Source organism: Halomonas sp. 141, from assembly GCF_002810305.1.
Classification (GTDB): domain Bacteria; phylum Pseudomonadota; class Gammaproteobacteria; order Pseudomonadales; family Halomonadaceae; genus Vreelandella; species Vreelandella stevensii.
Genome location: NZ_PINZ01000063.1, coordinates 1 through 11,959 on the forward strand (window position 1 = coordinate 1; position 11,959 = coordinate 11,959).

The 11,959-nt window shown below is 61.5% G+C and carries 14 protein-coding genes and 1 pseudogene; 5 read left to right on the top strand and 10 right to left on the bottom strand.

Going from position 1 to position 11,959, the window contains the following annotated elements; translation table 11 throughout:
- The 4 genes from CWI66_RS16435 to CWI66_RS16450 all read right to left on the bottom strand — a co-directional run.
- Positions 1-230: helix-turn-helix domain-containing protein (locus CWI66_RS16435; RefSeq protein WP_157808997.1), on the bottom strand; the 230-nt coding region annotated here is incomplete at its 3' end.
- A 46-nt stretch (positions 231-276) separates the two neighbouring features.
- Positions 277-633 carry a hypothetical protein gene (locus CWI66_RS16440; RefSeq protein WP_100732271.1) on the bottom strand — a complete coding sequence of 119 codons (357 nt, stop codon included), beginning with the start codon at positions 631-633 and terminating at the stop codon, positions 277-279.
- Entirely contained in the window at positions 633-905 is a 273-nt protein-coding gene (locus CWI66_RS16445) for an HU family DNA-binding protein (RefSeq protein ID WP_016915488.1), read from the bottom strand. The genes CWI66_RS16440 and CWI66_RS16445 overlap by 1 nt, the downstream gene beginning before the upstream one ends.
- Before the next feature lie 92 nt (positions 906-997).
- Entirely contained in the window at positions 998-2,182 is a 1,185-nt protein-coding gene (locus CWI66_RS16450; RefSeq protein WP_100732272.1) for an NAD(P)/FAD-dependent oxidoreductase, read from the bottom strand.
- An 87-nt stretch (positions 2,183-2,269) separates the two neighbouring features.
- On the opposite strand from CWI66_RS16450, the gene CWI66_RS16455 reads away from it, so the two are divergent.
- From CWI66_RS16455 to CWI66_RS16475, 5 genes are all read left to right on the top strand, one after another.
- A complete protein-coding gene (locus CWI66_RS16455; RefSeq protein WP_081138554.1) occupies positions 2,270-2,842 on the top strand; it encodes a chorismate--pyruvate lyase family protein in 573 nt (190 codons plus the stop codon).
- A gap of 37 nt (positions 2,843-2,879) precedes the next feature.
- Positions 2,880-3,770, top strand: a complete 891-nt coding sequence (gene ubiA / locus CWI66_RS16460; protein ID WP_100732277.1) for a 4-hydroxybenzoate octaprenyltransferase — start codon at positions 2,880-2,882, stop codon at positions 3,768-3,770.
- Positions 3,771-3,866: 96 nt separating this feature from the next.
- On the top strand, positions 3,867-4,556 hold the full coding sequence (gene phoB, locus CWI66_RS16465) for a phosphate regulon transcriptional regulator PhoB (protein WP_016915484.1): 690 nt from the start codon (positions 3,867-3,869) through the stop codon (positions 4,554-4,556).
- A gap of 2 nt (positions 4,557-4,558) precedes the next feature.
- On the top strand, positions 4,559-5,854 hold the full coding sequence (gene phoR, locus CWI66_RS16470) for a phosphate regulon sensor histidine kinase PhoR (RefSeq protein WP_100732273.1): 1,296 nt from the start codon (positions 4,559-4,561) through the stop codon (positions 5,852-5,854).
- Between the two features lie 317 nt (positions 5,855-6,171).
- Entirely contained in the window at positions 6,172-6,483 is a 312-nt protein-coding gene (locus tag CWI66_RS16475) for a hypothetical protein (RefSeq protein ID WP_016915482.1), read from the top strand.
- 279 nt (positions 6,484-6,762) lie between these two features.
- Here CWI66_RS16475 and cysZ read toward each other — a convergent pair whose 3' ends face one another.
- From cysZ to CWI66_RS16505, 6 genes and pseudogenes are all read right to left on the bottom strand, one after another.
- On the bottom strand, positions 6,763-7,509 hold the full coding sequence (gene cysZ / locus CWI66_RS16480; RefSeq protein WP_100732274.1) for a sulfate transporter CysZ: 747 nt from the start codon (positions 7,507-7,509) through the stop codon (positions 6,763-6,765).
- Between the two features lie 70 nt (positions 7,510-7,579).
- Positions 7,580-8,305 carry a phosphate signaling complex protein PhoU gene (phoU, locus tag CWI66_RS16485; RefSeq protein WP_016915480.1) on the bottom strand — a complete coding sequence of 242 codons (726 nt, stop codon included), beginning with the start codon at positions 8,303-8,305 and terminating at the stop codon, positions 7,580-7,582.
- Between the two features lie 30 nt (positions 8,306-8,335).
- A complete protein-coding gene (gene pstB / locus CWI66_RS16490) occupies positions 8,336-9,148 on the bottom strand; it encodes a phosphate ABC transporter ATP-binding protein PstB (protein ID WP_016915479.1) in 813 nt (270 codons plus the stop codon).
- On the bottom strand, positions 9,142-10,551 hold the full coding sequence (gene pstA / locus CWI66_RS16495; protein ID WP_100732275.1) for a phosphate ABC transporter permease PstA: 1,410 nt from the start codon (positions 10,549-10,551) through the stop codon (positions 9,142-9,144). Before pstA ends, pstB begins: the two co-directional genes overlap by 7 nt.
- The gene (locus CWI66_RS16500; RefSeq protein ID WP_100732276.1) at positions 10,551-11,669 is read right to left on the bottom strand and encodes an ABC transporter permease subunit; all 1,119 of its coding nucleotides are present in this window, start codon (positions 11,667-11,669) and stop codon (positions 10,551-10,553) included. The genes pstA and CWI66_RS16500 overlap by 1 nt, the downstream gene beginning before the upstream one ends.
- 163 nt (positions 11,670-11,832) lie before the next feature.
- Positions 11,833-11,959, bottom strand: a pseudogene (locus CWI66_RS16505) (transposase); the annotation flags it as partial.

Below are 11,959 nucleotides of genomic sequence, written 5' to 3' on the forward strand. Positions count from 1 at the left end.
TCGAGGGCGCTGCGCCGCTCGCAGTACTCCAGCAGCATCTCGCCGACGGGCGTGGGGCGTATGCCGCCGCGCTGGCGTTCCATCAGCGTTGCCCCCAGCGCTTCTTCCAGCAGGGCAATCTGTCGGCTGACGGCGGAAGGGGCAATGTTGAGCCGCGACGCAGCCCGGCGCACCGAGCCTGATTCAAGCGTCACGCGAAAGTAGGCCAATCGCTGATGAGGGATATCCATCGCCTGGTACTACCTCGCGTGACGAAAATGCGCCCAGCTTGAAGGGCTACAAGTATCTGAGCAGCTTTTGCAGCTTGTTCATGTCGGCAGAGTCGCCGACGAGGCGCACGTCGCCCGCCACCATGCCATCCAGGAATGCCTGTTGCGTCGGCTTTCTGAGGATGCGCAGGGCGGCTTGCTGGTCGCGAAAGCGTAGCTCCAGGTCCAGGTCGACGGGCAGGCCTTTACCGGACGTGATGCGTTTGGGGGTCATTCGGTAGTGGCGCGCCGTGCTCAGGTCTTCTGTGGCAATGCCCCAGTCCAGGCCGCGCATGCGTTCCAGCTGCTCACGAAAGCGCGGCTTGCGGCGCAGGGCGCGCTTGAGCATGAAGCTCAACAGCCACAGCGTCAGCGAAAGCTTCATTAGGAAACGGCGTCCTTGAGCGCTTTGCCTGGCTTGAACGCCACGTTCTTGCTGGCCGGAATCTGTAGCGGTGCGCCGGTCTGCGGGTTTTTGCCGGTACGGGCGGCGCGCTCGCGTACGGTGAAGGTGCCAAAGCCAATCAGTGTGACGTCTTCGCCTTTGGCCACGCTGTTGGTGATTTCGTCCAGAATGACATTCAGGACCTGGCCTGCCTTGTCCTTGGACAGGTCAGCACTCTCGGCGATGGCAGCGGCGAGTTCAGGTTTGCGCATGAAGGAATCTCCCTTGTGAAAAACAAACGTCAATGTTGTTGGTAACCCACCCCGGCAGGGCTTATTCAGCCTAGTCGTGAAGGCGGCGAAAATCAGCCTAGCAGGGCAGGGACAGCTCTGGAAAGCTCCACTTTCCTTCTCACGCAGCCCCCTGTCAACGCAAAACCAATCAAACGACCGTCTTTATCTTCCGCCAGCGCCGTTAAATCCTGCCCATGGCCTTCCACTCGCCAGTGCTGCGGTGTGCCCACTGGCGGGTAGGCTACCACCGGGAGCAGAGGCGTTTTGACGATGATCGGCCAGGCGCCGAAGCTTACCGGGGTGGGTGAGCCGCCCAGCGTGGCCGCCAGCGCTTTGGCACTGGCTTGCAGCGGCTGGACGTACATGGCGTTCACGCCGTCGATGCAGGCCACGTCGCCCAATGCGTACACGTTCGGCTGGCGAGTGCGAAGCAGCCGGTCCACCTCGATACCGCGGGCGCTGACCGCGAGTCCGGCGGCCTCGGCCAGCGCCGTGCGGGGCGCCAGTCCCGTGGCCAACAGGACGATGTCCACCGTATGGCGCTCGCCGCTGTCGAGCTGCAGTACCAGGTCGCGGTCGGCATTCATGGATAGGCTGTCCAGCGTGCGCCCCAGTGCCAGTTGCATGCCTGCCGTTCGAAAGGTTTCGGCCAAGGCATGGCCCAGCGGATCGGGCAGCAGGCGCGGCAGCGGGGTGCTCTCTGGCGCCACCAGGGTGACGTGGTGGCCGCCCGCATGGAGGTCGTTGGCGAATTCGCAGCCCACCAGGCCCGCGCCAATGATCGCCACTCGGCTTGGCTGGGCGAGCGCTGCATACAGGCGGCGGTAGTCATCCAGGTCGTTGACCGTGAAACAGCGCCCTTTCAGCGCATCGGGTATCTGGAACGGTGTGCGCGGGGCCGCGCCGGTGGCGAGCACCAGGTGCTCGTAGCGGAGCAGGGTGCCGTTGTCCAGGCGCAGCATCTGGTGTTCCAACGCCAGTTCGACGACTTGCGTGTGGGCCATGAGCTGGGCATTCAGTTCGTCGGCGAGCGCTTCTGCGCTGCGCTGCGCCAGCTTTTCGGGGCTCAACCGCTTGGCGAAGCCCGTGGACAGCAGCGGTTTGCTGTACTCTTCGCCACGGTCGGCGCTAACCAGCGCGATGGTGCGAGAATCTCCCTGGCGGCGCAGCGCTCGCGCCAGGCCAATACCGGCCATGCCAGTGCCGACAATGACCAGCTCGGCATGTGGGGATTCGCTCAAGTGTGAATCGGGCATATCGTTATCCGGGGGTAAGGAACAAAAGCCTGCCAAGCCATCATGTTACACTAGCCTTCTTTCCAATTGACTGCTCTGGAGGCTCAGGTGACGCTCGTTGAGTTGCCACGCCCTGCGTTTTCGCTACCCCCCCACTGGCGGCCGGTTGCCGCTGCGCGGCCTGCCATGAGTGCGGCCTGGTGGCAATGGGTGGCCTCGACCGACTCCCTGACGGCGCGCCTGATGGCGGCCGGAGCGCCGAGCCAGTTCCGCGTACGCCTGCTGCGTCAGACCATTGGCCTGCCGTTTCAGGACGAAGCCATGGCGCTGGGCATCGCTCCACGTCGCCATGCCTGGCTACGCGAGGTGGCGCTGTGCATCGACGGCACCCCCTGGGTGGTGGCGCGATCAGTGGCACCGCTGGAGCAGCTGCAGGGCAAAGGCCTGGGGGCCTTGGGCGAGCGTTCGCTGGGCAGCTGGTTGTTTCAGCAGCCGGACCTGGTGCGCGGGCCGTTGCAGGCCACGGTGTCGCTCCCGCGCTTCACGGCGTGGGGTGCCCCCGCCAAGGGGCGTAGCCAGTGGGGGCGTCGCTCGGTCTTTCAGCACGCGGGGTTGTCGCTGCTGGTTCAAGAGTATTTTTTATCGACCATGGCCGATGCGCTGAGCCTGCCCTCGCGCTAGGCTATTCTGGAGTTTCTTTCACGAGGTAAGCATGAGCATGGACCGTTCTCTATTGCGGCCAACGGGTTGGGCCCGGCTGGCAGACTTTATTCAGCTGATGCGCCTGGATCGGCCCATTGGTACCTGGCTGCTCATGTGGCCGACGCTCTGGGCGCTGTGGGTGGCTGCAGAAGGGGTACCGGGCCGCTCTGTGCTGATCATCTTCATTGCCGGTGTCTACGTGATGCGGGCTGCGGGCTGCGTGGTGAACGACTATGCCGACCGCCATGTGGATGGCCACGTCAAGCGTACTCGCCAGCGCCCCATGGCCACGGGGCGCATCAGCGAAACCGAAGCCCAGCTGCTGTTCGTGGCGCTGGTCGCCGCTGCCTTCATCCTGGTGCTGCTGACCAACTGGTTCACCGTGCTGCTGTCGGTGGGCGGCGTGCTGCTGGCTTTCGTGTATCCGTTCATGAAGCGCTACACCCACTTCCCGCAGGTGGTGCTGGGCGCGGCCTTTTCCTGGGCCATTCCCATGGCGTTTGGCGCGGTATTGGGCCACGTGCCTCTGGAAGCCTGGCTGCTGTTCAGTGCCAACCTGCTGTGGACCGTTGCCTACGATACCCAGTACGCCATGGTCGACCGTGACGACGACCTGAAAATCGGCATCAAGTCGACCGCCGTGCTGTTTGGCCGTGCTGACCGGCTGATCATCGGAGTGCTGCAGGCAAGCGTGCTGATGCTGCTGAGCTGGGTCGCGCTGCGCGTCGGGCTGGGAGGCTTTTTCTGGCTGGGGTTGCTGGGCATGGCGGCGACGTTCGTGTACCAGCAGCGGTTGATCGCCGGGCGCGATCGTGACCGCTGCTTTCAGGCCTTTCTGAATAACCACTGGTCGGGTCTGCTGGTCTTTGCAGGTATTGCCTTGAGCTGGTGGCCGGTAGCGGGCTAAATTGACTGGGTGTCATGGAACTGTCATCAAGTCATGGTGTTATCGTCACACGCATGTCATTGAACCTTCCTGAATAGAGCACCGTGAGGCCCTGGAATGACCGCCAAGACCGTACTGATCGTCGATGATGAGGCGCCGATCCGCGAAATGATCGCCGTGGCGCTGGAGATGGCTGACTATCGCGTGCTTGAAGCGGACAACGCCCAGGATGCCCACGCCATGGTCGTCGATCACCAGCCCGACCTGTTGCTGCTGGACTGGATGATGCCGGGCACCAGCGGCATCGAGCTGGCCCGTCGGTTGAAGCGCGAAGAAGCCACCGCCGAGCTGCCGATCATCATGCTGACGGCCAAGGGCGAAGAGGACAACAAGATCCAGGGCCTGGAAGCGGGTGCCGACGACTATATCACCAAGCCCTTTTCCCCCCGTGAGCTGGTGGCCCGCCTGAAGGCCGTGCTGCGTCGGGCCACGCCGCGTGGCGTAGAAGACCCCATCGAAATCAATGGTCTGCTGTTGGACCCGGTGAGCCACCGGGTCAGCGCCCATGGCAAGGCGCTGGAAATGGGGCCTACCGAGTATCGTCTGCTGCAGTTTTTCATGACCCATCAGGAGCGCGCCTACACGCGCAGCCAATTGCTTGACCAGGTATGGGGTGGCAATGTCTACGTGGAAGAGCGCACCGTGGACGTGCATATTCGTCGTCTTCGTAAAGCGCTGGGCGAGCCTCATCAAAATCTGATTCAAACGGTGCGCGGTACCGGGTACCGGTTCTCTGCGCGAGTGTAAGCGTGCGCCTGTGGAGCCGTGAGATCTGGCGCATCATCTGGCTGGCCCTGTTGGGCCTCTGCCTGGGATGGCTGGTGGATTACCCTGGCGTCGGGCTGGCGGCGGGGCTGCTGTTTTGTCTGGTCTATCATCTGCGTCAGTTTCGGGCGCTCTTCCTTTGGCTGACGCTCCACCCCCACGATGAGCCTCCGGCGGCCAAGGGCATGTGGGGAGAGCTGTTCGACCGCCTCTATCGCTACCAGAAAAGCCAGCGCATTACCCAAAGCCGTTTACGGGCAACGCTGGCGAGAATTCAGGAGTCCTCCGAAGCCATGCGCGATAGCGTGGTGATGCTGGACCGCCACGGCGACCTGGAGTGGTGGAACAGCGCGGCCACCGACATGCTGGGGCTGCAAACCGCCCACGACCGTGGCCAGCACATCACCAACCTGCTGCGCGACCCTCGCTTCATCAGCTACTTCAATGCCCGCGATTACAGCGAGCCGCTGACGCTGACCTCGCCGATCGACGAGCGGCGTATCCTCCAGTATCAGATCACCCTCTACGGCGATGACGAGCGGCTGGTCATGGCCCGTGATATTACGCGTCTACACCGCCTGGAGCAGATGCGGCGTGACTTCGTCGCCAACGTCTCCCATGAACTGCGCACTCCGCTGACCGTGCTGTCGGGCTACCTGGAAACCTACGGCGACCTCAAGGAGCTGCTGCCTCCCCGCTTGGGTAAAGGAATTGTACAGATGGAGGAGCAGACGCGGCGGATGCAGAACCTGGTCAATGACCTGCTGCTGCTGTCACGGCTGGAAATCGACCAGGGCGGCGACGATCACCAGACGCTGGCCGTAGGCCCCATGCTCGACAGCATTCGCCGAGACGCTCTGGCGCTCTCGAGGCAGCAGCACAGTGTGCAGGTCATTCTAGAGAGCGACGCTGGCTTGATCGGCAGCGAGCAGGAGCTGCGCAGCGCCATTTCCAATCTAGCCTTCAATGCCGTGCGCTATACCCCGGAAGGCAGCCAGATCACGCTGCGCTGGTCGGTGGCCGCCAACGGCAACGGGTGTATCGAGGTCGAGGACGATGGCGATGGCATTGATCCGGTGCATATCCCCCGCCTGACCGAGCGCTTCTATCGAGTGGATAAAGGGCGCAGTACGGCAACAGGAGGGACGGGTCTGGGCCTGGCCATCGTGAAGCACGTGCTGCTGCGCCACGAGGCCCAACTCAATGTTGAATCACACCCGGGCGAGGGAGCTGCCTTTCGCTGTGTGTTTCCTGCCAGACGCGTTACCGGGCCTGCTTGAAGGCTCGACTTCACTGAACCCCCTTCTTTTGCATAACACCTGTATAAGTGTGCCATATTGGCATAGAACTCTGGTCACACCTCACTCATGTGTCATTTTTAACCACTCAAAGCGCCTGTTCATTGCTTCTCAGCGGCCTTGTTCGCCTCTTTGTTTTTTTAATAAGTTTTTGAAATTTATGGATTTTTAATTTTTCTGGCATGTGTGGCATAGCGCATGCAATATTTTGAGTAAGGAAGATTACCGCAGGAACTGGTAAGACATGAAGTCACTCTTCCTTAACTATGCGGTATTAACAGCGATCGAGGAGGCGGAATATGATGTCCAAGGAACTACTCAAGAAAGCTGGTATTTTAGGTGTTTCTTTTGGCCTGATGGCAAGTCCACTGGCATTTGCAGACACCACGGATCACTCATCCATCGACCAGAATCAGGATGTAACCGTCGAAGATGAGCCCATGAACACACAGTCTGGTACGGCTGAGCCCGGTAGCTACGACACAGAAGACCTGACCACTGATCACGGCACACAAGGTCCCGACGTCGTGGATGAGCCAGAGTCTACCAACATGAGCGGCGGTGCCGAGTACACTCCGGAAGATGTGGTAGAAGAAAATAGCGGCAGCTAAACGTAACAATTCTTTGCAAAGCTGAAAAAAACTCTTACGCTTAGGAGTGAGCAAACTGAGGGCAAGGATGTCCCATAGCAAGGATGCTCACCGATTCAAGGATGAATCAGAAAACGGTCAAGACACTGGTCAGGGTAAATTCCAAGGTTGGAGTCCCGCAAACGGAGAGGAAGCCAGCAGTCAGTATCGTTCATAAGTAAGAGTGGTCGAGACCCCGCCTAGCGGGGTCTAATTTTTTGTGCCTGCTATATGGGCGGCCCTGTGATGAATGGCTCTGATTCAGAGCGCCGAGCCTGCCGCCTTATCCCGCGTGTCCAGTGTGCCACGATAGTGGCGGTCCCACATGAGGACTGCGCCTGCGACGGCGCCTGGAATCAGGAACAGGTTGGCCAAGGGGATCCAGGTGATGAGCATGACCAGCCCGCCATATGTCATGCTCGGCCACCAGCGCCGTGAAAGCCTGCTGCGCATGTCCTTGAACGACACTTTGTTGTTATCCATCGGGTAGTCCAGATAGGTAATGGCCATGACCCAGGCAGAAAAGAGCGCCCATAAGGGAGGCGCGAAGACGTTCAAGCCGGGAATCCAGCTGAACAGGAACAATACGGCCATGCGCGGCAGAATATAGCTCAGCTTGACCAGCTCTCGACCCACGGCGTCCAGCGCCGTTTTGGCCAGCCCTCGGTCATCCAGAGGCTCACGCCCGGTGGCCTGGCGCTCTACCTGAGCCGCCAGAAACCCATAGAAAGGCGCTGCGATCAGGTGAGTCACCAGGGTGAAGCTAAAAAAGATCACCACCAGCAAGCTGATGAAGAATAGCGGCCAGATCAGCCACGACAACCACTCCAGCCAGCCAGGCACCATGGCCATGCTGCTCTCCAGCCAGCCCGAAAAGCGTGTGAAGAGCACGTAAACCATACCCGTATACACGAGCAGATTGACCAGAATGGGTAGAAAAACATAGCGCCTTAGCCCGGGCTGATACACCAGGCGGGTGCCTTGCCCCAATGCGTTGAGTGCATTCACGCGACATTACTCCCTAAAAAAACGCCCAGACAATGGTCTGGGCGTATTGCAGGAGGGTTTGACGGCCAGGTCAAGATTTTTTCATGACCTTCTGTTCCAGGGTGTCTGGGTCACTGTGGCGAATATCCAGGCCTTTCACCAGGTACACCACGTATTCCGCCAGGTTATTGGCGTGGTCGCCCACCCGCTCCAGGGCGCGCAGCACCCACATGATGCTCAACACCGAGCTGATGGAGCGCGAGTCTTCCATCATGAAGGTCATCAGCGAGCGCATGGCGCTGCCGTATTCGTCGTCCACCGATTCGTCTTCGCGAACGACCTGCATGGCCAGCTCGGTATCGAAGCGGGCGAAGGCGGTCAGGGCGTCACGCAGCATCTTGCGCACGTGCTCGCTGATATGGCGGACTTCTACCAAGCCACGAATGGCACCGCTGTTTTCACTTAACAACAGTGCATTGCGGGCAATCTTGCTGGCTTCGTCGCCGATTCGCTCCAGGTCCGAGGTGGCACGGATGACCGCAAGTACCAGCCGCAGGTCCGATGCCGCCGGCTGACGGCGAGCCAGCACTCGGGTGCACTCGTCGTCGATTTGCAGCTGCAGGTCGTTGACCTGACGGTCATTGTCGCGCACTTTTTCCGCCAGGCGGCTGTCGCCCTCCAGCAGAGCATGCACCGCATCCTGCACCTGCTTTTCCACCAGACCGCCCATGGCCATCAGGTGGGTCTTCAGCTCTTCCAGCTCCTGGTTGAACTGGCGAGAGATGTGTTGGCTGTGTGTCTCGCTCGTGATATCCATTGAGCACTCCTGACGTATCGTCGATGGGGCCTAGGTCATGCGGCCGGTAATGTAATTTTCGGTGCGTTGTAGACGCGGGTTGGTGAACACTTGATCCGTGGGCCCATATTCGATCAGTTCACCGTTTTGCAAAAAGGCCGTGTAGTCGGAAACCCGCGCGGCCTGCTGCATATTGTGAGTCACCAGCACCAGGGTGAGCTGGGACTTCAGGTTGCGTATCAACTCCTCGATCTTGAGGGTCGAAATAGGGTCGAGGGCCGAGGCGGGCTCGTCCAGCAGCAGGACATCCGGCTGAACGGCCAGCGTCCGGGCAATCACCAGGCGCTGCTGTTGCCCGCCGGAGAGCTGCCAGGCCGAACGGTGCAGGCGGTCCTTGACCTCATCCCACAGAGCGGCCGATGTCAGCGCCCACTCGATGATGTCGTCGCGTTTGCGTTTGGGCAGGCGCCCTTGCAGGCGCAGGCCAAAGGCCACGTTTTCGTAGATCGACATCGGGAACGGGTTGGGCGTCTGAAACACCATCCCTACCCGCCGTCTGAGTTCGGTCACGTTCATGCGTGGCGCATGAATGTCCTGCTCTTCCAGGTAGATATGGCCATCGTGGGTCACGGACTCGTTCAAGTCGTGAAGCCGATTGATTGCCCGTAGCAGCGTGGACTTTCCGCAGCCCGAGGGGCCGATGAACGCGGTCACCCGGTGACGAGGTACGTCGAGCGTCAGGTCACGCAACGCCGGTTTCCCCGCATAAGCGAGGTTGAACTGGTGGATGCTCAGGCACCGGGCGTCGGCTGAGAAGCGCGTCACCGGCGGTTGAGCAGTGTTGGCGGACGATAACGCTAGCATTCGTTTCCTCGTTGACGCCTCAGATAATGACGCAGAAATATGGCAGTTAGATTAAGCACCAGCACTATCAGCACCAGCAGGAGCGCGGTGGCAAACACCAGGGGGATCGCGGCCTGTACGTCTTCACCGTGGAAGGCCGTATCAAATAGATGATAGCCGAGGTGCATGAACTTGCGTTCGAGGTGCAGGTAGGGAAACTCGCCGTCCAGGGGCATCTGCGGAGCCAGCTTGGCGACGCCCACCAGCATCAACGGGGCCACTTCGCCAGCGGCCCGCGCCACGGCCAGAATCACCCCGGTCAGCATGGCGGGCATGGCCATGGGCAGCACGATGCGCGTGAGCATCTCCAGGCGGGTCGCCCCCAGCGCCACGGCTCCTTCACGTTGGGCATCGGGAATGCGTGCCAGGCCCTCTTCCGTGGCCACGATCACCACCGGCAGGGTCAGCAGTGCCAGGGTCAGCGATGCCCACAGCAGCCCGCCGGTACCAAAGGTCGGTGATGGCAGTTCGTCTTCGAAGAACCAGCTGTCGATGGAACCGCCGATGCCGTACACGAACACCCCCAGCCCAAACACGCCATATACGATGGAGGGCACGCCAGCGAGGTTACGGACCCCGATACGCACCAGATGGGTCAGGCGGTTCTGGTGGGCAATTTCGTTGAGGTAGATGGCCGCCAACACGCCAAAGGGGGTGACGATCACGGACATGAGAATCACCATCAGCAGCGTACCGAAAATGGCCGGCCATACGCCGCCCCCGGTATTGGCCGCGCGCGGCCCCTCACTGAGGAACTGCCACACGCGCCCGCCCCAGGCTGCCACCTTTTGGTGCCAGGCCATGGCGTTGGGAGTTTGCAGGTGGGTGATCCCCGCCAACGGCTGAGGCTGTACCCTGCCATTGGCTTCCAGCAACAGCTGGGCGTCGGGGCGCTGGTTTGGCGGCAGCATCAGGGCTTGGCGCACGAACTCCATGGCCGCCTGCCCTTCAAGCCGCTGGCCTTCGTTTTCGACGGCATCCAGGCGGCCAAGAAAGTCGCCCCACGGGGTACGCTCCAGGCGTATCAGCTCAGCGGGTGTGGTGACCTGGGCGATTTGATCGACGGCCAGCCAGCGCCAGCTGGCACCCGTGAGGTCGCGGTTGCCGGTAAAATAGAGCCGCTCCATGCCCTGGGCATGGGGTAGCGGCACCTCGCGCACCGGCTGGCCGATCACCGTTTCGCCGCTGTGCAGGGTGACCTCCTCCAGCTCGGCGGGCCAGAAGTGACCTAACCCTTTGGTGGTCAGCAGTACCAGCAAAGCGCCGAGCATGAGCAGCGAAAGGGCCACGCTACCCGCACATAGCCAGGGCCACAGCCGGTTGCCCGCCGTGTTCAGGCGAAAGCTCAGCGCTCGCCAGCCCATCAGCGTGCACCTCCCAGCCGCTGGTAACGCCGACGCAGGCGCTGGCGCACGACTTCGGCCAGCGTATTGACCGAGAAGGTGAAGATGAACAGCGCCAGCGCCGCCAGAATCAGCAGGTGATAGGTCATGCCGCCGGGGGAGGCCTCCGGCAGCTCGATGGCAATCGACGCCGACAGTGAACGTAGCCCCTCAAAGGGGCTGGCGCTGAACAGTGCGGTGTTGCCGCTGGCCATCAGCACGATCATGGTTTCGCCCACGGCGCGGCCTGCGCCAATCATCACCGCCGAAAACACGCCAGGGCCTGCGGTGGGCAGGGCGACTTTCCACAGCGCTTGCCAGCGGCTGGCGCCCAACGCCTGGGCGCCTTCCATCAAGGTGGATGGCACGTCGGCCAGGGCGTCATCGGCCAGCGAGTAGATACTGGGAATAATCGCAAAGCCCATGGCGATGCCGACGATCAGGGCGTTGCGCGTGGCGTAGTCGATGCCGTGGCGCTGCTCCAGCCACAGACGCAAGTCGCCCCCCAGCCAGTGGGTTTCGGCGAGCGGTGCCGCCCACAGGGCCAGGGCGGTCATGCAGGCGAGCCACGGTATCAGCCACAGTGCCGCCGACGACAGCGGCAGCCGCTGGCGCCAACGGCTGCCGGCCATATGCCAAAGGGCACCTGCCAGCGCTGCGCTCAGCGGCAGCCAGGCCAGTACGAGCAGGGTGCTGGCCAAATGACGCTCTACCCACGGGGCCAGCAGCAGTCCGGCAATGAAGCCAATCACCACGCCGGGTATTGCTTCCATCAACTCCATCACGGGCTTGATGCGGCTGCGCAGGCGTGACGACATGAACAGCGCCGAATACATGGCGGCCCCTAGCGCAATGGGCGTGGCAAACAGCATGGCCGCCAGGGCAGCCTTGAGGGTGCCCCAGGCGAGCGGCGACAGCGTGGCCAGGGAGAGCGCTTCGCCAAAACCAAGCAGCGGCAGCGCTTCCCACACCAGAAAGACGCCAATGGCGAGGATCGCCAGCAAAACAGCAATGCCGCCAGCCGTAATCAGTCCGGTGGCAATACGGTCGTGAAGCAAACGTAGCGGCTGACGCGAAGCAGGTAGCCGAGGAGGAGTCATGTCGACATCATACGAAGCAGGTGCCGTGATGAAAATAAGGGTTTGTGGCCAGAATAGCTTACCCTACGCCCTGTTTGTGACAATTGGATGACAGTTTATCGAACATCGCGAAAAACCTCGTACTTCTGTGCGAGGATGGATAGCGAGGGGCGCGAGAGCGCCCCTAGTCCGGCCTCGATTGTTGCTCAATATACTGCTTGACCATGCTCAGGGGGGGCGCCTCCGACACTTCCCGCAAAGTAGCTTGGACTCCACAGCGAGTTCTTCCGGTAGGCGGGCTGCACCAGTTC